At 56.1% G+C, this 19,195-nt stretch carries 15 protein-coding genes and 2 pseudogenes; 7 read left to right on the top strand and 10 right to left on the bottom strand.

The genetic code is table 11. From position 1 onward, the window contains the following. Positions 1-156 precede the first annotated feature (156 nt). Positions 157-996 (top strand): annotated as a pseudogene (locus Q1A34_RS21420) (ISNCY family transposase); the annotation flags it as partial. 404 nt (positions 997-1,400) lie between these two features. Here the strand turns inward: Q1A34_RS21420 and Q1A34_RS21415 are convergent. Beyond that, on the bottom strand, positions 1,401-2,426 hold the full coding sequence (locus Q1A34_RS21415) for an acyltransferase (RefSeq protein WP_300039455.1): 1,026 nt from the start codon (positions 2,424-2,426) through the stop codon (positions 1,401-1,403). Positions 2,427-3,039: 613 nt separating this feature from the next. Between Q1A34_RS21415 and Q1A34_RS21410 the strand changes: the two genes are divergently transcribed. Together Q1A34_RS21410 and Q1A34_RS21405 are read left to right on the top strand one after the other, a co-directional pair. After that, positions 3,040-3,222 carry a helix-turn-helix domain-containing protein gene (locus tag Q1A34_RS21410; RefSeq protein WP_300039453.1) on the top strand — a complete coding sequence of 61 codons (183 nt, stop codon included), beginning with the start codon at positions 3,040-3,042 and terminating at the stop codon, positions 3,220-3,222. 6 nt (positions 3,223-3,228) lie between these two features. Continuing rightward, the gene (locus Q1A34_RS21405) at positions 3,229-3,585 is read left to right on the top strand and encodes a transposase (protein ID WP_300039451.1); all 357 of its coding nucleotides are present in this window, start codon (positions 3,229-3,231) and stop codon (positions 3,583-3,585) included. A 540-nt stretch (positions 3,586-4,125) separates the two neighbouring features. Here Q1A34_RS21405 and Q1A34_RS21400 read toward each other — a convergent pair. The 8 genes from Q1A34_RS21400 to rfbC form a co-directional block, all read right to left on the bottom strand. Then, positions 4,126-6,099 (bottom strand): acyltransferase family protein, encoded by a 1,974-nt coding sequence (locus tag Q1A34_RS21400; RefSeq protein ID WP_300039449.1) that lies wholly within the window; start codon positions 6,097-6,099, stop codon positions 4,126-4,128. Positions 6,100-6,248: 149 nt separating this feature from the next. Then, positions 6,249-7,688, bottom strand: a complete 1,440-nt coding sequence (locus Q1A34_RS21395; RefSeq protein WP_300039447.1) for a DUF6056 family protein — start codon at positions 7,686-7,688, stop codon at positions 6,249-6,251. Between the two features lie 2 nt (positions 7,689-7,690). Continuing rightward, the gene (locus tag Q1A34_RS21390) at positions 7,691-8,713 is read right to left on the bottom strand and encodes a glycosyltransferase family 2 protein (RefSeq protein WP_300039445.1); all 1,023 of its coding nucleotides are present in this window, start codon (positions 8,711-8,713) and stop codon (positions 7,691-7,693) included. Positions 8,714-8,963: 250 nt separating this feature from the next. Further along, the gene (locus tag Q1A34_RS21385; RefSeq protein ID WP_300039443.1) at positions 8,964-9,134 is read right to left on the bottom strand and encodes a transposase; all 171 of its coding nucleotides are present in this window, start codon (positions 9,132-9,134) and stop codon (positions 8,964-8,966) included. A 221-nt stretch (positions 9,135-9,355) separates the two neighbouring features. Further along, the gene (gene rfbA / locus Q1A34_RS21380) at positions 9,356-10,219 is read right to left on the bottom strand and encodes a glucose-1-phosphate thymidylyltransferase RfbA (RefSeq protein WP_300039441.1); all 864 of its coding nucleotides are present in this window, start codon (positions 10,217-10,219) and stop codon (positions 9,356-9,358) included. A 15-nt stretch (positions 10,220-10,234) separates the two neighbouring features. Next, entirely contained in the window at positions 10,235-11,083 is an 849-nt protein-coding gene (gene rfbD, locus Q1A34_RS21375) for a dTDP-4-dehydrorhamnose reductase (protein ID WP_300039439.1), read from the bottom strand. Then, on the bottom strand, positions 11,080-12,120 hold the full coding sequence (gene rfbB / locus Q1A34_RS21370) for a dTDP-glucose 4,6-dehydratase (RefSeq protein WP_300039437.1): 1,041 nt from the start codon (positions 12,118-12,120) through the stop codon (positions 11,080-11,082). The genes rfbD and rfbB overlap by 4 nt, the downstream gene beginning before the upstream one ends. A gap of 4 nt (positions 12,121-12,124) precedes the next feature. Further along, on the bottom strand, positions 12,125-12,688 hold the full coding sequence (gene rfbC / locus Q1A34_RS21365; protein WP_300039435.1) for a dTDP-4-dehydrorhamnose 3,5-epimerase: 564 nt from the start codon (positions 12,686-12,688) through the stop codon (positions 12,125-12,127). 159 nt (positions 12,689-12,847) lie between these two features. Between rfbC and Q1A34_RS21360 the strand changes: the two genes are divergently transcribed. Then, positions 12,848-14,170, top strand: coding sequence for a UDP-glucose/GDP-mannose dehydrogenase family protein (locus Q1A34_RS21360; RefSeq protein WP_300039432.1), 1,323 nt, complete (start codon positions 12,848-12,850; stop codon positions 14,168-14,170). A gap of 26 nt (positions 14,171-14,196) precedes the next feature. On the opposite strand, the gene Q1A34_RS21355 is transcribed toward Q1A34_RS21360, so the two are convergent. Further along, on the bottom strand, positions 14,197-15,210 hold the full coding sequence (locus Q1A34_RS21355) for an NAD-dependent epimerase/dehydratase family protein (RefSeq protein ID WP_300039430.1): 1,014 nt from the start codon (positions 15,208-15,210) through the stop codon (positions 14,197-14,199). Positions 15,211-15,811: 601 nt separating this feature from the next. On the opposite strand from Q1A34_RS21355, the gene Q1A34_RS21350 reads away from it, so the two are divergent. From Q1A34_RS21350 to Q1A34_RS21340, 3 genes and pseudogenes are all read left to right on the top strand, one after another. Further along, on the top strand, positions 15,812-16,216 hold the full coding sequence (locus tag Q1A34_RS21350) for a GtrA family protein (protein WP_300039428.1): 405 nt from the start codon (positions 15,812-15,814) through the stop codon (positions 16,214-16,216). Positions 16,217-16,307: 91 nt separating this feature from the next. Beyond that, positions 16,308-17,738, top strand: coding sequence for a mannose-1-phosphate guanylyltransferase/mannose-6-phosphate isomerase (locus Q1A34_RS21345; RefSeq protein ID WP_300039426.1), 1,431 nt, complete (start codon positions 16,308-16,310; stop codon positions 17,736-17,738). A gap of 441 nt (positions 17,739-18,179) precedes the next feature. Beyond that, positions 18,180-19,195 (top strand): annotated as a pseudogene (locus Q1A34_RS21340) (hypothetical protein); the annotation flags it as partial.

Below are 19,195 nucleotides of genomic sequence, written 5' to 3'. Positions count from 1 at the left end.
GCGAGACATGCGAAGAAAGACCCCCTATTTCCTGCCACCTTCCAAAAAGACTGAACCAACCATACAATAATATACCCCGATGTCAATTGTATACTTACGGAGAGTTGAGGCGCCGCGGCGTTCGCACCACCAACGCCCAACAACCTGCAGCGGCGCAAGCAGCGCCGCACGTTCCACCAGCAACGCTTGCGCTGGGAATGCTACGGCGAACTGATCCAGATCGACGGCTCGGATCATCGCCGGTTCTCGGATCGCGGGCCATCCTGCGCCCTGCTCGTCTTCATCGATGACGCGACCAGTACGCTGATGCACCTTGCGTTCGTCAAATCCGAGAGCACATTCAGCTCCTTCGGCGCGCTGGAGGCTTATCTGCATGAACATGGACGCCCTGTGGCGTTCTACTCAGACAAACACGCCGTGTTCCGCATCCCGAACCAGGCCGCCAAGTCAGGCCATAGGATGACCCAGTTTAGCCTTGCTCTGAACGCGTTGAACATCGAGATCATCTGCGCCAACAGCTCTCAAGCCAAAGGCCGCGTCGAACGCTGCAGGATCGGCTGGTGAAGGAACTGCGTCTGGCGGGCATCTCGGACATGGACGCGGCCAATGCGTTCTTTCCGGCTTTCATGGATCGCTACAACGAGAAGTTCGCCAAGCCTCCGCACCGCCCGGACAACCTGCACCAGCCCCTCATACCGAGCCGGATCGGCTAGCGGATGTGCTGTGCTGGCGCGACGAGCGCTATGTCGACTGCCAACTGGCCTTCTCCTACGACCGCCAACAGATCATCCTCAGAGAGAATGAGATCAAGCGCGCCTGCACGGCAAATATGTCGACAGCTTCGAGTTCCCCGACGGCCGGCTCGAGTTCCGCTGGAAGGGTGTCGCGCTCCCCTACTCCGTCTTCGACAAGAACCAGCGGGTCACTCACGCCGCGATCACCGAGAACATGAATCTTGGTGCCGTCCTCGAGTTCATCAAAGAGGAACAGAACAAGGCCCCGCCGAAGAAACAGCGCGCAGGCAAGCAACGCTCACGTTACAAGCCCAATGGCCGCCGCAATGACGGCTGGAATTCACTGGCCGATCGCAAACGCATCGCAGACCGCAAAACCAGCCAGCCAGGGCTGCGATATCTGAGGTCTCCGCCCCGTCAAGCTTTTCTCCCCTCAGCGCTAAAGCGGGACACCTTAACTTTACAAACCGAGGGACATTTCCACTTGGTTGCAACACAATGCTGACTTACTTTGCAAGCCTTTTCTGAGCCTTACGCCTAACCTACTTTTGGAGGTCAGCTAGCCCCGCAGACCGATGCAATCGGAATGGAACCCACAGCGTATTTTATCATTATGAAGTATATGCTCAGGCTATATAGCTCCGCTGTCGCCTCGAATTGTCTTTCCTAGGTGAGCAGCGCCGCATTTTTTGGGCGCAGACCCAGCAGCATCCTGCGGCTCCAGTCAAAGCGGTCAGCCATGGTATGTATCAAGCAAGGTAGGACGAACCCAGCAGTGACCCCGATGGTAAAATGCAGCGCGGTGCTGTTGATGTCCAGAACTTCAATCACTCGGCGGACCGCGCCTGTACCAACGGGATGATACAGATAAATAGTGAAGGAATAGGCTGCTAGACGGTCAAACAAACCAATCTTAGGAAACATAAATTGTGTCAGGAGAATTATCCCGATCCCCAGAGCAAGACTTTGAAGGTCAAACCGATTCCGGGAAAGCTGGCCTGTTTCTTGATAAACACCAATATTCAGCAAAACCCCCAAGCAAAACAGGCAAGTAGCCACCACAATAATGATACGTTGCCGTGCCATAATCGCCTCATGATACCGAAACAACAGCAGGCCGAGCAAGAAGTAGGGTGCCAGATAAACCGCGCTATTGATTTTCAGATATCTGACATCTGGAATGGGCAACAACTTCCAGACAAGGGTCAGAGCCAGAGCGCCCAAGAACAAGAATGTGGTAAAACGGTATTTAAGGGCTGCATCCAGTACCCCTACGATGAGAAAAATCAGCAAAATTGCTTGCAGGAACCAGAAATGGCCTGTGGAGAGAAGGACAGTGGCTACGGGATTCGCGCCATAAGCAAACCCACTTGAGAAAATCAGGTTGCAGACGAGCCAAAAGAAAACGGATGCGACGACACCGGGCACAAAAATGCGGTGAAACTTGCCAATGAAAAATCTAAAAGCGTCCGCCAGTACCAGAGGTCTGAGCGCATATACAACGCCAGCAATAAAAGCGAAAAGCGGCATACGCACATCGATCAACGCATCTGCAAAAAACCGCCAGACGGATGGATAGCCAACTTCCATCCCAGCCCCCTCACCTAGGCCAATGACGTGATAAGACACTAGCAGAAAGGTCGCAAGATATCGTAAAGTATTGATGTTATATAATACGGCGCTGGACTGCAAAATAGATACCTTAGAACAAACAATCGCGGCAGCTATATCAGATGAGATAACTTCCCGTAAGATACATTATCGCATCGGTTTGGTTAGCTTGGCGCGCGCTACCTCCAACTGCGACTCTTGTTAGAAAACAAAATGTTATCTGACGAGAGGAATCGACATGAGAGCCGTTTATACCTATCTATAGACGTCTCTCCCGTTGCCAGGTTTCTTCGGTTCTGGTCTGACGGCGTTTCCCTAGTTACGAACACCGAGAACAAGCGTCTTGGCGCCGTGCTAGAGCACTCCAAGGCGGAGCAGGACAAGGCTCCACCGAAGAAGCGTCACGCCGGCAAACAAAGCTCCAGATACAAGCCCAATGGACGCCGCAATGACGGCTGGAATTCACTGGCAGATCGCAAGTGTATCGCAGACCGCAAAGCCAGCCAGGGCTGCGATATCTGAGGTCTCCGCCCTGTCAGGCTTTGCTCCCCTCACCGCCCAAGTGGGACATTTCTACTTTGCAGAACGAGGGACATTTCTACTTGGTTGCAACATTATATGTAGCCAGATGCGCGCCACTTTGAAGTAGGAATCCTATTAGAAAACAATGTTTTATCTAATAGGAGGGTATCCCATGGGAACGGTTTACACGCAACTGAGCTTACAAGAACGCCGCAGAATTGAAGACTGGTGGCTGGCAAAGGTCCCTGTCGTCGAGATGGCGCGGGTTCTGAAACGTCACAAGTCCACTATCTTCCGGGAGATCAAACACAACTTCTGGGCGGATGACTCTTTGCCCAAGAAATACGCCGGATAATTCGGAATGGCCGCACACCAGCGCACGTCGCAACGGCGATCCACGCAACGCAAACTGATCCGGCATCCTGATCTGTGCAAGCAGGTGGTTGAACGGATCAAGGAGGGATGGACCCCTGAACAGATTGGCAATCGGATGATCCATGAAGGTGCAAAGCTGCGTGTGTGTCAGGAGACAATCTACCGCTACATCTATTCCAAGGAAGGCATGGCGCAGGAGCTGCGGTGGTACCTGCCGGAACACCGCGCCCACGCCGCGCCAAAAAGCGTCTGCCTCCAAAATTTGACCGTGATGTCAGCATCCTGTTCCGCCCGGACAATATGGCACACCGCCGCCAGTTTGGGCATTGGGACGCGGATTTGATGCTGTTCGAACAGAAGCTTGGCCAGACGAATGTCACCTCGCTGGTTGACCGAGGCACTGAGTTTGTCAGTTGGCCGCATCTTCAGGCTGAGATCGGAACGCAAACTTGGTTCTGCGACCCCTCTTCACCCTAGCAGAAAGGTGCCGTCGAGAATGCCAATCGCCGCGCCCAAAGATGGTTGCCCCGCAAGCGAGACATCACGGCACTCACTGATCACGATATGAAGATGATCAGTGATCGCCTCAACAATACACCCCGCAAATGTCTCGGACGGAAAAAGCCCGCCGAGGTGTTCCGTGAAAAGATGATGGAGGAAATGGGCCGATCACCCTACCCTCAAAGGCAATAGGAGTCGCGGTTCAACTATCGCTCACAAAGTCCAGGCTCTAGCGTTCATTGGACCGTTCGGGCACCAGCATTAGACTGCGTATCCCCAGTGCACGATTATGGAAAAGTATATCAGATCACGAAAGTATTTCGCAACAGTGTGATGCGCTGTTTAACGCTTCTCTAGAAGGCCGTAAAAAATGAAATAATCTTCAAAAATTAATCGACTTTGCAATCTCCTTGGCAATAGGCAACGAACCTATGTAGTTCAAGTGGTTTCCGTCTTCATATAAGGGTAGCCCTCCATCGTTGGCTATTGGGCAGTAACCGTTAGCACACATAATTTCAAACGGATCGACCGTAAGTATTTCCGTCTGCTCAGCGACGCGTAGTAAGACTTGCTTTACGTTAAGTGTTCGAATTTTATAATCGGCTTCAGACAGGGAAAATATATTGGGATTCCTTCCAATTTGATGTGATTTCGCAACTGTATTAACGACGTCATGTTTATGTTCAGGAACCGGTAAAACTAATATAATTTTTTTGTTTTGCGCCAAAAGCTGTTGTACGGTATAATTCAGAGCCATCTTAAAGAATTTTGTATTGTTAGAGCGTTCCAAAAATGAAAAATTAAGGTTGCCGTCTTCATTAAAGATATATTCAACAGGCGTGGTTTCTGGCCAGCGCATTCCAAGCGTATAGTTAGCCCATTGCGCGTGTAGAATAACAGTTGTGATGTTGGGCGAAGACAATATTTGAGAAAAGGCTGCATTGATTTCATCTAAGCAGCCATTTTTGCCTGGAGCATCTGTTGCAAAATTTATGAGAGGAGCACACCAACTACCATTGTAGGTGACTGCCGAAATTTCTAATTTTTGAAATTCATATGATAAGGCATCAGTCAATCTTGAGGCGTGGCTGTCGCCCACAATTGCTACTGAAGGTGCGTGTTCATAGAATCCGATTTTGCATATTTTGCCTTGCGCTATTTCGCTTGCTTCTAGACCGTTATGGCAGCCACTCGTATCTCCGTTAGGAGCTTGAAGGGCAGCCAATGTTTTTTGATTTAAGCGCCCTTTAAAGCCGTCCTGGATATGCCCAACCAGTCCAAGTGCCACGATCAGTGAGCCTATCAAAGCACCTAAAGTGAAAACGCTAGCTTGCGTAGTGAGAATTGAATTGGCTCCCTTTCTGAACGGTTGCTCAACCCAAGACCATGTTGCCCAGGCTAGCAGCAAAGATGCAAAGGCAAGCATTGTCATCAACACAAAACTTGGCTCGGTAATACTATAGATGCGTGCAAAGGCAAAAAGTGGCTGGTGCCACAGATAGGCGCTATATGAAATTAGTCCGATTCCTACAAACGCGCGCAAAGACAAAATACGCGCAACCCAAGTTTCTTTAGCTGCAAAAATAATGATCAGTGAAGTGCCTGTTACTGGTGTCAGCGCATAAATGCTTGGGAATGGCGTATTTGCGTCATAAGAAAAGACTGCAAAAAGAATGAGAGCCAATCCAAATATGCTTAATACATTACTCGGCTTCAGTGATTTACCTACCGTTAGAAATGCGCACATTGATCCAGACAGTAGTTCCCACGCTCGTGTTGGAGCTAGGTAATAGTTGGCACTTGGAGCATTCCTCCAGCCCCATTCTGCCAGTATCAAGCTAAAGGCGGCGATGACGATAATGGCCCCAAACACACTGCGCCGACCAAATCGCCAAAACCCAAATAAGAAAAGCGGAAACAGCAGGTAGTATTGCTCTTCTACCGCCAAGCTCCATGTATGGAGTAGTGGTTTTAGCTCAGCTGCTGGGGCAAAGTATCCAGCCTCTCTCCAGAACAATATGTTCGATCCAAAAAACACAGTTGCAACAATGCTTTGAGAGAAGTCTTTTAGTTGAGCTGGAAACATCCACATGTATGCGAAGGGTATGCATGCGAACATTACAACAAACAATGCTGGCAAAATTCTACGAGCACGACGTTCGTAAAACCGTGCTATCGAGAATTTGCCTTGTTCAAGATCGCTAATCAAGATGCTTGTTATTAGAAAACCACTGATAACGAAGAAGACATCAACCCCTACATATCCTCCGCTGAACACCTTCAATCCAGCATGATGTAGTATAACTGGTAGGACTGCGACTGCTCGTAGCCCATCAATTTCACGCCTGTACTGCATAGGTTCCGTAAATCATCTAGATAATTTCGCCTCGCTTACCTCAGATCTCATTAAGTCGCAATGTAACTAGCTCGTTGACCGGACCTGACCTGCTTCCCATTGAGTCCACCAAATTAGGTTAGCTCTGTTCAGGTTTTGGGCGGAATGCTTTAGTGCTTTTCCACCTGAACCGAGGCGACACCGAAATAATCCGCAATACAGCGATTGCGCCAGTGGCTTGGATCTTCCGAGAGTTCTCTCCAGAAGAAGGCGTTTGGATGCCAATCGATTGGAGCCAGTCGCACCACTGCTGGATCCGACCCATTCTGAATCTTTGCAAGCTGCGCGGCGCGATTGGTGACCGAAGGATGCCATTCTGACCCGGTACGGCCGACATCCTTCAGAGCAGCCTTTGTGTTTTGGGCTTCAAAAACACCAAAAACCATTGCAAACACCGCAGCTGCCATAACACCGGTGCTCTGGGGCGAGGTTCGAAGCCACGCACCCCCACCTTGCGCGGCAACGGCCGAAAGAACCACGAAGCCGCCAAGCACAAACGCGGAAAACAAGGTGTCGTTGACACGCCCCGTCATGGGCGCACCAGTGCCGTATGCCATCACGAAGCGGCCCAAAAATACCGCCAGCAGGCCCGCCACTACTGCCGCAGTCAGTAAAGAGACTGGCAGTCCAGGAGCGCCGCATTTTTCAGACTGCCATGATCCCTGAGGGGCAGTGTACCCGAAACGAGCAAGCACCAATAACCCAACAGCCCAGGGAGCAGTGTTTGACAGCCAACCCACCGGCGACTGTTCAGGGTCCTTGGTAAAACCCCACAACGTGCCCATTAAGGTATGGGCATCAGGGAAATCTTGGGCCAGTCGAATATCGTTGCCCGGAGCCTGAAGAACGACGATGAGGCCGATGACTGCCAGAGTTATTACGGGCAGAAGCCGCAACACGATCTGCTTTCGCTGCTGGACCAAAGCTCCGAAAATCACCATTATTAGAGTCCCTATCAGAAATAGTGCGATCAATTCGTTAAGGGCGGGCACCACAAGTGCCAGCAGCGCTGCCGGAGCGGATCTCCATATCGCGCCAGTGGCTGCCAAGTACAACGCTATTACCGCCAGAAGTTGCGGCAAATGGTATTCTACCATTCCTGTAAGCCAGTACCATGTCTGGCCTTGAGAGGGCATCATGCACCAATAGACTGCTGTTGCCAGAGCGACGACGCTCCAGTTCTCGGCGAGCCCCAGCCGATGAGGCCAGATCATCTTCAGCGCGAGAGATACCGATGCCATCCACATTAATGGGGAAAGAACCACTAACAAGGGATACTGCCAAGAGACCATGTCGATACGCGGAAAGGCCAACCCATAGATGGCCATGGCGAACCATCTGCCAGTCCAGGTGAGATATTTCTCCCGGACGAAGTCGATCCAGCCACCAGGCTCCAGTTGAAGCCCAGCCCTACAAAAGTCATCAGCTACTGGCAACGCGAGAGAGTGATATACCGCAGAAAGTGCCAGAACCGAGAAGATCAGCCCCCAAACCGTTGCATTCAAGCAGACTCGTACCAACCTGTGGGCGACATATGGAAAGAAGTTCATGTCTATGTCCTAATAAGTATCGCGGCGTCGCGATTTTCTTCGGGATTGCCTGTATCCAGCGCCACTATGTAAAGTGGACGGCCCTTGACCTCCATGTAGATGCGTCCGACGTATTCGCCTAGAAGCCCCACGCTAATCAGGTTGAGAGCTATGGAAATAAGAAGCAACGCTGCAACTGAGGCATAGCCCGGAACGTCGATGCCGAAGATCAGCGTGCGGACCACCAGATAGACCGCGTAGAGAAACGCAATCAGTGCCATCGCGCCCCCGACATAGGTCCAGATCCTGAGCGGTGCGGTGGAGAAGGAAAATATTCCGTCGAGCGCGAAGTTCCACAGCTTCCACGATCCCCACTTGCCGCTGCCGCTGTGGCGCGGAGCCCGGGTGAATTCAACATATTCTTGCCGGAACCCGACCCAGTGGAAGATTCCTTTCGTAAAACGCTGGCGCTCAGGCATCTTCTTGATCTGTTCGACCACCCTTCTGTCCATTAGCCGGTAGTCGCCAGCTCGGCTGGGAATGGGAAGCTCACTCATCGCGTTAAACACGCGGTAGAAATTTACAGCGAACAAACGTTTGGCGGCGCTATCAGAGCTGCGATCGGCGCGCACTCCTACCACCACATCAGCGCCATTGCGCCAGCGCTGCACGAAGTCGCGGATAAGTTCGGGGGGGTCCTGAAGATCTACATCTATGGGGATCACGGCATCGCCCCGGGTCACTTCGAGTCCTGCAGAGAGCGCAGCTTCCTTACCGAAATTGCGCGACAGAGATACCACCCGTAGCTGCGGGTGGTTCTCCCGCAGCGCGATCAGTCGCGGAAGCGTGTCGTCCACGCTGCCATCGTCGACGCACACAATCTCGAACCCATACGATACCTCCTCCAGAATGGGCACCACCACATCGAAAAAATGCGACAGGCTGTCCTCTTCATTGTAGCACGGCACCACGAGCGACACTCTCGGCGCGTCTCGGCTTTTTTCGGCTTGCTGCACCGCGTGCAGCGTGTTTTGCTCAGTCGTCATTACAATTTTTCCTGAAATCTATATCGTCTGAAGCCGTGAGTTTTAGCGCATATTGGAGCAATCGCTTTTGCATGCAAGTTTTTCCAGTTGCTTCGTTTCGGTGCAATCGGCCTTGTGGCAACGGGTGTGCCCGCCGGAATGCACGCGTTACTGATGGAGTTCTACAACCAACCCCGATCAGCAGGAGCAGAGAATAGCTTAAGTTACGCCAGAAACTGTCCAATAAATGGGGAGTAGCTCAGTAGGAGGATCACCCTTTCATCAACCTCACGAGGTCGCTCACCGCTAGCTTCGGCGGGACCGATACGAACATGTGTACGTGGTCAGCCGATAACACACCCTTAATAATGCCGACGCCTTTTTTGCGGCGAACCTGACGATAGGTGCCACGGACACGCAAGCGGATGTCGCCCTGTAGCACCTCGTAGCAGCACTTGGTCAACCAGACGATGTGGTAACGGTGGTAAAAGACCAGAGGCTGCCAGTGGAATATTGCATGTAGATACCCTCTGAAAATGAGCTACGGCCGGGGTCGAAGGCTCATTTTCAGAGGGTATCTACACAGGATCTTTATTTCACGCTAAAGCGAAACCGACTGGAAGTCGGTGGGTTTGCTCCAAGGAGTGGATAATAAACCGGCGGTCAGAGCCGGCTGAGATAGGCGCCATAGTCGTTCTTGGCGTATTTCTTCGCCTCGCGGGCCAGGTCCTCGCGGCTGATCCAGCCCAGCTCAAACGCGATCTCCTCGGGGCTGCCGATCTGCTGGCCCTGGCGCTTTTCGATGGTGCGCACAAAGTTGCCCGCATCCAGCAGACTGCCGTGGGTGCCGGTGTCGAGCCAGGCATAGCCCCGCCCCATGCGCTGTACCTTCAGGCTGCCCTCGGCCAGGTACATCTCCAGCAGCGTGGTGATCTCTACCTCGCCGCGGGCAGACGGTTTCACGGTGCGGGCCTTTGCCGGGGCTGTGCCATCAACAAAATAGAGCCCCGTAACCGCATGGTTCGAGGGCGGCACCTTCGGTTTTTCGATGATCCCACGCACGGTGCCGTCGTCCTCGAAATCCACCACACCATAGCGTTCGGGGTCGGCCACCTGATAGCCGAACACCGTGGCACCGGTGCCGCGCGCATCGGCCTCGGCCATGAGATCGGGCAGACCCTGACCGAAAAAGATATTGTCCCCCAGCACCAGTGCCGAGGGTGCGCCCGCCAGAAAGTCCTCGGCCAGAATAAATGCCTGGGCCAGCCCGTCGGGCGAGGGCTGTTCGATATACGTCAGGCTGACACCCCACTGCGATCCGTCCCCCAGCATGCGCTGAAACTGATGCTGATCCTCGGGCGTGGTGATCATCGCAATCTCGCGGATCCCTGCCAGCATCAGCACTGACAGCGGGTAATAGATCATCGGCTTGTCATAGATCGGCAGCAGCTGTTTGGAGACCCCCAGCGTGATCGGATAGAGCCGTGTGCCGGACCCGCCGGCCAGGATGATACCTTTGCGTTGCATGGGAAAACTCCTTTGTCAGGCTCTGTTCAGCTCGGAAATCACATCTGCCAGACCAACCCGCCAGTCAGGGGCAGCAAGGCCAAAGGCCCGGGTCGTCGCAGAACAGTCCAGCCGGGAATTGAGCGGGCGCGCCGCGGGTGTGGGATAGTCCGCGGTCGGGATATCCGTGACCGTGACCCCGAGCCCTGCCTGCGCGAAAATCTCCCGCGCGAAATCCGCCCAGCTGACCGCCGGCTCTCCTGCGAAATGATAGGTCCCAAAGAGTTCCTTATCGCCCCGCAGCGCCCCGGCCATCTGCATCGCGGCGGCGGCGATGTCGCGCGCAGGCGTCGGCCCGCCCACCTGATCGGCCACGATGCTTAAGCTGTCGCGCTCTGCCCCCAGCCGCAGCATGGTTTTCACAAAATTCGCACCATGGGCCGAAAAGACCCAGGAAGTACGCAGGATCGCATGAATGCCCCCTGCCCCGGCCACGCCGCGCTCGCCTCCCAGTTTGCTGGCGCCGTAAACCCCCAGCGGGCCGGTCGCATCCCCGGGCTGCCAGGGCTGGTCGCCCGTGCCGTCAAAAACATAATCGGTCGAGATATGCACAAAGGGCAGACCCCGCGCCGCAGCAGCAGCTGCCATCGCCGTCGGCGCCATCGCATTCACGATCATCGCTGTGTCGCGGTCATCCTCGGCCTTGTCCACGGCCGTATAGGCGGCGGCATTGATCACCGCATCTGCATCCGTGTCTGCAATCACCGCCTCGCAGGCACCGGGGTCTGTCAGATCCGCCTGATCGCGCCCCAGACAGCTCACCCCGTCAAAGCGCGCCAGTTCCGTGGCCACCTGCCCGGTTTTGCCAAAGACCAGAACCTTCATGTCTTCACGCCCAGACGGTCACCCACGCCCTGGCGGTCCTGCAGGGCACGCCACCAGTCCTCATTGTCGAGATACCACTGGACGGTTTTTTCCAGCCCCTCTTCCAGCGTGACCGAGGGCCGCCAGCCCAGCTCTCCGGCGATGCGGCTGGGATCGATCGCATAGCGCATGTCATGGCCCGGACGGTCCGTCACAAAGGTGATCTGGTCCTCGTAGGGACTGTTTTTAGGGCGTTTCTCTTCGAGAATGCGGCAGATCATACGCACGATATCGATGTTTTTCGCTTCGTTCTCGCCGCCGATATTATAGCTGCGCCCCACCTGCCCTTTTTCCAGAACGGTCAGCAGCGCATCGGCGTGGTCCTCGACATAAAGCCAGTCGCGCACATTCTCGCCCGCGCCATAGACCGGGATATCCTTGCCCGCCAGCGCATTGAGAATGACCACCGGGATCAGCTTTTCGGGGAAATGGAAGGGGCCGTAATTGTTCGAGCAGTTGGTCAGCACCACCGGCAGCCCGTAGGTCTCTGCCCAGGCGCGCACCAGGTGATCGCTTGCCGCTTTGGAGGCCGAATAGGGCGAGCGCGGATCATAGGGCGTACTTTCGGTGAACTGGCCGGTCTCTCCCAGCGAGCCGAAGACCTCATCGGTCGAGATATGATGAAAGCGGAAACTTTCCGGCCTGCCCTGCGCTGTCCAGTAACTGCGCGCGGCCTCCAGCATCTGATAGGTGCCGGTGATATTGGTCTCGATGAAATCGCCCGGCCCGTCGATGGACCGATCCACATGGGATTCTGCCGCCAGATGCATCACCGCATCGGGCCTGTGGGCGGCAAGGATCCGGTCAAGCGCTGACCGGTCGCGGATATCGGCCTGCTCAAAGGCATAGAGTGGGCTGTCGGCCACAGAGGCCACGTTATCAGGACAGGCCGCATAGGTCAGCGCATCAAGGTTCACAACCGCATGCCCGCGGGCCACCGCAAGCCGCACTACGGCGGAGCCGATAAACCCCGCACCCCCTGTTACCAGCAGTTTCATACGATTATCCTTTAAAGCTAAACGGGCTTTCAAACTCTTTAAAATCAACAGCTTGTGCATCTTTTTCCGACAGGACGGGTTCAAGACCATCCAGTCCCCAATCGATGCCAAGCGCCGCACTGTCAAAGTGCACTGCACCATCACATTCCGGCGCATAATAGTCCGAGCATTTGTAGATGATCTCGGTGTCCGGCACCCGCGTGGCAAAGCCGTGCAGGAACCCCTCGGGTACCAGCAGCTGGCGGCCGTTCCCGGCACTCAGCTCTGCGCCGGTCCACTGGCCATAGGTGGGCGAGCCGCGCCGGATATCGACCACCACATCGAAAAGGGCCCCCTGCCCGCAGCGCACCAGTTTGGCCTGTGCATGGGGCGGCGACTGAAAGTGCAGACCGCGCACGGTGCCCGTCTGTGCGGACAGCGAGTGGTTGTCCTGGACCCAGTCAACATCCAGCCCCGCCTCTGCCATGGCACGCCGGCTCCAGCTCTCAGCGAAAAATCCGCGGGAATCGCCAAAGCGTTTCGGGGTCAGGAGGAATACACCCTCAAGTTTTGTCTTTTCAATCTGCACGATACCGTTCCAGCATACCTGTACCCCCCCGTTCAATTACCAATGCCCCTGCGGACTGTCACCCCAAAACCGCGCCCCCCCCGCAGGAGGGCCAGGCGGTTGACAGGCCGGGGGCCTTCCCGCATCACCTGCCCAGAGGCTCAGACAGGAGAGATCCGCGTGAAGATTGCAATGATTGGGACCGGTTATGTGGGCCTTGTGTCGGGGGTCTGTTTTTCGGATTTCGGCCACGAGGTGGTCTGTGTCGACAAGGATCCTGCCAAGCTGGAAAAGCTGACCGCAGGCGAGGTGCCGATTTATGAGCCGGGGCTCGAGGATCTGATGGCGCGCAATGTGACGGCGGGCCGGCTCTCGTTCACCGGCGATCTGGCGGCAGCTGTGGACGGGGCAGAGGCCGTCTTTATCGCCGTGGGCACGCCGACACGCCGCGGGGATGGCCATGCGGATCTGACCTATGTGATGGATGCCGCCGCCGAGATCGCCGGCGCGCTGACCGGCTATGCGGTGGTGGTGACGAAATCCACCGTGCCTGTGGGCACGAACCGCCAGGTGGCAGAGGTCATCGCCCGGACCCGGCCGGATGCGGATTTTGACGTGGCCTCCAACCCCGAGTTTCTGCGGGAGGGGGCCGCGATTGACGATTTCATGCGGCCTGACCGGATTGTTGTAGGTGTCGAATCCGGGCGCGCCGCAGAGGTGATGCAGGCCATCTACCGCCCGCTGTATCTGCGCGATTTTCCGATCATGACCACCGGGCTGGAAAGCGCCGAGATGATCAAATACGCCGCCAACGCCTTTCTGGCGACCAAGATCACCTTCATCAACGAGATCGCCGCACTCTGCGAGCGCACCGGCGCGGACGTCAAAATGGTCTCCAAAGGCATGGGCATGGACGGTCGTATCGGCAACAAGTTCCTGCACGCAGGCCCCGGCTATGGCGGCAGCTGTTTTCCCAAAGACACCTCTGCACTGGCGCGCATCGGGCAGGAGCACGGGATGCCCATGCAGCTCACAGAGACTGTTATCAAGGTCAATGCAGAGGTCAAACGCCGCATGACAGAGAAGGTTTTTGATCTCTGCGGCGGGTCGGTCAACGGCAGGACCATCGCCGTGCTGGGGGTGACTTTTAAACCCAACACCGACGACATGCGCGATGCACCCAGCCTGACCATTGTCCCGGCGCTGGTGGGCAATGGGGCAAAGGTGCGCGTGGTCGACCCGCAGGGCGCGCGTGAAGGCAAAGCGCTGCTGCCCGGTGTCACCTGGGAGGATGACCCCTATGCGGCCGCAAAGGGTGCGGATGCGGTGGTGCTGCTGACTGAATGGAATGAATTCCGCGCGCTCGATCTGGCGCGGATGGCCGGTGACATGGCCACGCCTGCGATGGCGGATCTGCGCAATATCTATGCGCCCGATACCGTCAGAGAAGCAGGTTTTACCGCCTACACCGCCGTTGGCCGTGCAGGTTTCGGCACAGAATAACAGGCTCTGTTACAGGGCTTTCCGGCTCAGAGCGCGTAGTAGTCGCGGTACCAGTCCACAAAGGCGGCAATCCCGTCTTTGTAGTCTGTTTTGGGCATCGGACCCGTCAGCGCTTCCAGCAGATCAGAGCTGGCCCAGGTGGCGGGCACATCGCCGGGCTGCATGGGCAGGTAGTTGCGCACCGCCGTCACGCCCAGACGTGCCTCCATCTCGTCGATGAAATCCATCAGCCGCACTTTGCTGCCATTGCCGATATTGACCACCCGGAAGGGGGCGACCGGGCTGAGTGTATCACCAGGCACCGGATCGCCCCCTGCCCCGGGCAGCGGCGGCAGTGTGCCTGTCAGACGCACGATCCCTTCGACCAGGTCCTCCACAAAGGTAAAGTCCCGGACCATGTCACCGTTGTTGTAGATATCGATGGGTTTGCCGGCGCGGATCAGGTCGGCGAACTTGTAGGGTACCATGTCCGGACGGCTCCAGGGCCCGTAGACCGTAAAGAACCGGAACATGGTCACCGGCAGGCTGTGCAGATGCGCATAGACGTGCCCCATGTTCTCTGAGGCCTTTTTCGTCGCCGCATAGATCGTCAGCTGGTGATCGGCCTTATCCGTCTCTGTAAAAGGCATTTCGGTGTTGGCGCCATAGGCAGAGGAGGTCGAGGCCATCAGCAGATGGCGGACCTTCAGACGCCGGGCGGCCTCCATCACGTTGAAGGTGCCGATCACATTGGCATCAAGATAGGCGCGCGGGTTCTCAAGGCTGTAGCGCACCCCCGCCTGCCCTGCGAGATGCACAATGACGTCGGGGGCAAAATCATCCGCGGCCCCGTCCAGCGCCTGCTGGTCTTCCAGCAGTCCTTTCGTACAGGAAAACCCGTTGTGCTTTTTCAGCAGCGCGTGGCGGGCCTCCTTGAGGCGCACGTCATAGTAATCATTGAGTGCATCATAGCCGTGCACCACACAGCCATCGGCCAGCAGACGCCGGGCCAGATGAAACCCGATGAACCCTGCGGTACCGGTGATCAGAACCTTCTGCACATTGAACCCTATCCTTCTGCCCCAAAATTCCTGACCTTATGGGCGTGGTACGACAACTGATGCAACTCCCGAATAGGCAGCAAGGCACTGGTTTTGCCAATAGTCCGGGTCGGAGCTAAGGTCCCACCAGAAAACATCTTAGGCTGCGGGACAATAGGCTCAAGTTCCAGAGAGCTTTTCGCGCCAGACCGTGCGGCTTACTGCAAATCAGCTTCGCGTGGCCATAATGGCTGGGTGCTATTCGCTTCCTTCAGGGCCGTTTTGAGGAGTCCCGCCGCTATCATACCAAAGATCAGCATGATCACAGCCACTAGCATGTTTCCTGCACCGGCTCGCGCCAACACAACCAATTGTTCCTTGAATTCCGTTGGGTACGGGCTCCTCGTTTTTGGCATGAAATACACTTTCCTTCATCAGTCAAAAAATGTATTTTAGATTGAGAAACTCTATACACTTTAGCCAACTGTCCAATTTTCTGGGACTATTTCAGAGTTTCTCTGCTTGAAGATTTGATAGAGGCATGATTTCATTATGATCTAGTATGGCGTTCCTGAGCAGTCTGAGGAGCAACCATTCGAAGTTTGGAAATATTCTGGAGTAATTGACACTGCGCGCAAGTCTTTTTCAACTGCTGCGTTTTGGTGCAGTCGGCCTCGCAGCAACGGTCGCTCATGCCTCGGTTTACTCAACGCTCGTGGAACTCTCAGCTACACATCCTGCTATAGCGAACCTTCTGGCTTTCAGTTGTGCTTTTGCACTGTCTTTTGCTGGGCACTTTCTATGGACATTTGGGGCCAAGATGAGAGCGCGCAAAAACCTGAACATACGCGGTCCTTTGATCCGATTTCTGATTGTTGCCCTGGCGGGCCTCACCCTGAACGCCCTTTTTGTGTTCTTGATTTCGAATATACTACAACTCCGACCGGTCTATGCTGTTTTCCCCATGATCATGATCACGCCGCTATTTACGTTTATTCTGTCCCAAAAGTTTGCTTTTAGAGACTGATCAAACTACCGACGACGATCTTTATGTTTGTTGCTGATATCTGCGCACGGGTACATACCCTCACGCTCCTGCACCTCTAAGGAACCAATCGATGTCCCATGCTTCCCTTATCTACCCCGTTCTTCTGGCCGGTGGCTCCGGATCCCGGCTCTGGCCGCTGTCGCGCAAGAGCTATCCCAAGCAGTTTTCGTCTCTGATCGGCGAAAAAAGCCTCTTTCAGGCCTCGGCCGAGCGTCTGTCAGGCCCGGCCTTTGCCAGCCCTGTCATCGTCACCAATTCTGATTTCCGCTTTATCGTGACCGAACAGCTGGCAGCCGTCGGCATGGACCCTGCCTCCATTCTGATTGAGCCCGAGGGGCGCAACACCGCCCCCGCCGTTCTGGCTGCCGCCCTGCATCTGGCGCAAAAGGATCCCGAAGCGCTGATGCTGGTCGCGGCATCCGACCATGTTATCCCGGATGCCGAAGGCTTTCGTGCCGCCATCGGGCGGGCCTGCCCTGCCGCGCGCGACGGGCAGCTGGTCACCTTTGGCATCACGCCCGACCGGCCGGAAACCGGGTACGGCTATCTGGAGCTTGACGGCTCTGCCAGCTCTGCCGATCCGGTGCCGCTGCGCCGGTTTGTCGAAAAACCCGACCCGGAGACGGCACGCAGCATGCTGTCAGAGGGGCATTATCTGTGGAATGCGGGCATTTTCCTGTTTTCGGCGGCGGCCATCGTCCGCGCCTTTGGCGATCATGCCCCCGCCCTGGTCGATCCGGTCACCCGCGCGGTCAGCGAAGCACAGCCCGATCTGGGTTTTCTGCGGCTCGCCCCCGGCCCCTGGGGCCAGGCCGATGACATCTCGATCGATTATGCGGTGATGGAGAAAGCCGGCAACCTCATGGTGGTGCCCTATCAGGGCGGCTGGTCTGATCTGGGCGGCTGGGATGCTGTCTGGCGCGAGATGGGCCCGGATGCACAGGGGGTTTCGCTGGGCGGGCCCGCCACAGCGATCGACTGTCAGGACACGCTGTTGCGCAGCGAGGCGGCAGAGCAGGCGATTGTGGGCATCGGACTGGACAACATCATCGCTGTGGCGATGCCTGATGCGGTGCTGGTTGCGGATAAATCCCGCGCCCAGGAGGTGAAACAGGCTGTCAGCGCGCTCAGGGCAAAAAATGCGCTCCAAGCCGAGGCATTTCCCAAAGATCACCGCCCCTGGGGCTGGTTTGAGAGCCTGGTGATCGGCGAGCGTTTTCAGGTCAAGCGCATCGTGGTGCATCCCGGAGCCGCCCTGTCACTGCAGAGCCATCACCACCGTGCCGAACACTGGATTGTGGTAGAGGGCACCGCAAAGGTGACCATCGGCGAGAGCGAACAGCTAGTGAGTGAGAACCAGTCGGTCTATATCCCGCTCGGGGCGAAACACCGGATGGAGAATCCGGGCAAGGTTCCCATGGTGCTGATCGAGGTCCAGACGGGCAGCTATCTGGGAGAGGATGACATCATCCGCTACGAGGATGTCTACGCCCGCGACTGAGCCACATTGTGTCTTTTCCGGGAATTTCGGTTACGCAGGCGCAGACGTGTGTTGCACGCGCAGAACCGCCAGGCCACTGAAATATGGCGAAAATATGCCCGTCGCAGGGCCAGCGCGCACAACCCTGGGCATAATGCCGCTCATGAATCGTCCCTGATCAGCGTAAAAGTGCCACTTTTACGTGTGATGACGAAAACCTTAATTCCCTTCTGTGACGCATTATTTATGTGGGCAGGGCAGCTAATATTGCCTCAATTTTTCACAAATTGAACAAAGTCTGGCGGTCTGAATACGCAGCACTGCTCACACCCGCCGGCAACAGCTGCCCGGCGCCGGATGGAAGAATGAAATGACAGATATCACAATGTTGACGATCGTTGTTCAAAGAGTAACGGCGTGCTGTATGTTCACAGCAGAGTTTAATGCGCCGAAGGGTAAAAAATGTTCCGTTTCCCACGCAGGCAGGCCGATCGCCGCCGGCTGTTCCATGCACGAGGTCTGCTGATGTTCGGCGCTCTGATGGGGCTTCTGATGGGAGGCGTCGCCGTGGCCGGTATGGCTTCAGGCGGAGATGATGACGAAGAGGAAATCGTATATGTTCCCCCCGGCAACAAGCCGGCGGACAAACAGACCGCAAAAACACATCCCGTAGTCACCGAACAGCCACAGGCAGAAGAGAGCGGCCCCAACGCCGCACCAGTAACCGCAGAGCCCGATCCCGCGCCTGCACCCACTCCGGCACCTGAGCCGGAACCCGTTATTGTGGAAGCCTCCACACCGGACCCCGCCCCGGCAGAGCCTCAGGCACCGTCCGGTGGCCCGAACAGTGACGTTGTGGTCGTGGCCCCTGACCCGGCACCGCAGCCCGCGCCCGCGCCCGCGCCAGCCCCGGAACCTGAACCGGTTCTTGTCTCAGAGCCGGATCCCGCACCTGCACCTGCACCTGCACCTGCACCCGCGCCGGCCCCTGCCCCGCAACCTGCGCCCACCCCGGCTGCCACCGACGGGGACGGACCGGAGACAGGCTATTCGCTGGGGATCAACGGGAACGGAGACACCGTTACCGTGGTCGAGGGCCGTGTGGAAACGCTCAACCCTGTGACAGACGGATCTGAGATTGTCTCTTTGCGGATCGTCGAAGGACCAGACGTCGGCAATGTGACCGTCAATCCTGATAACACCCTGGCCCTGGTTCTGACCGGTACCGCCTATTCAGGTGCGCTGGACTTTACCTATGAGGCCACCCTGGCCGATGGCAGCAGCAAAACCGTGACCCAGTTGCTGAATGTCCGCGAAAGCCCGCAGCCCGAAGGCTGGGGTACAGGCAATGCCTATATGCTGCAGACCGATGAGACCGGTGATGTGATTGTCGAGACCGGTGAAAACCACCAGGCGCTTCACATCTCGGGCCGGGATAACGCCCTTAACAGAGCCGATATTGCGGCTCTCGAAGGTGT

Origin of the sequence: uncultured Roseobacter sp. (assembly GCF_947491795.1) — a bacterium.
GTDB lineage: Bacteria > Pseudomonadota > Alphaproteobacteria > Rhodobacterales > Rhodobacteraceae > Roseobacter.
The sequence above is the reverse complement of the archived record's forward strand: the minus strand, read 5'-3'. Positions and strand labels throughout refer to the sequence as shown.

Bases quoted from the DNA above. Each gene is read 5' to 3' on its own strand.
- Q1A34_RS21410 (WP_300039453.1), top strand. From the start codon at position 3,040: ATGGGAACGGTTTACACGCAACTGAGCTTACAAGAACGCCGCAGAATT.
- Q1A34_RS21405 (WP_300039451.1), top strand. From the start codon at position 3,229: ATGGCCGCACACCAGCGCACGTCGCAACGGCGATCCACGCAACGCAAA.
- Q1A34_RS21400 (WP_300039449.1), bottom strand. From the start codon at position 6,099: ATGCAGTACAGGCGTGAAATTGATGGGCTACGAGCAGTCGCAGTCCTA.
- Q1A34_RS21395 (WP_300039447.1), bottom strand. From the start codon at position 7,688: ATGAACTTCTTTCCATATGTCGCCCACAGGTTGGTACGAGTCTGCTTG.
- Q1A34_RS21390 (WP_300039445.1), bottom strand. From the start codon at position 8,713: ATGACGACTGAGCAAAACACGCTGCACGCGGTGCAGCAAGCCGAAAAA.
- rfbA (WP_300039441.1), bottom strand. From the start codon at position 10,219: ATGCAACGCAAAGGTATCATCCTGGCCGGCGGGTCCGGCACACGGCTC.
- rfbD (WP_300039439.1), bottom strand. From the start codon at position 11,083: ATGAAGGTTCTGGTCTTTGGCAAAACCGGGCAGGTGGCCACGGAACTG.
- rfbB (WP_300039437.1), bottom strand. From the start codon at position 12,120: ATGAAACTGCTGGTAACAGGGGGTGCGGGGTTTATCGGCTCCGCCGTA.
- Q1A34_RS21345 (WP_300039426.1), top strand. From the start codon at position 16,308: ATGTCCCATGCTTCCCTTATCTACCCCGTTCTTCTGGCCGGTGGCTCC.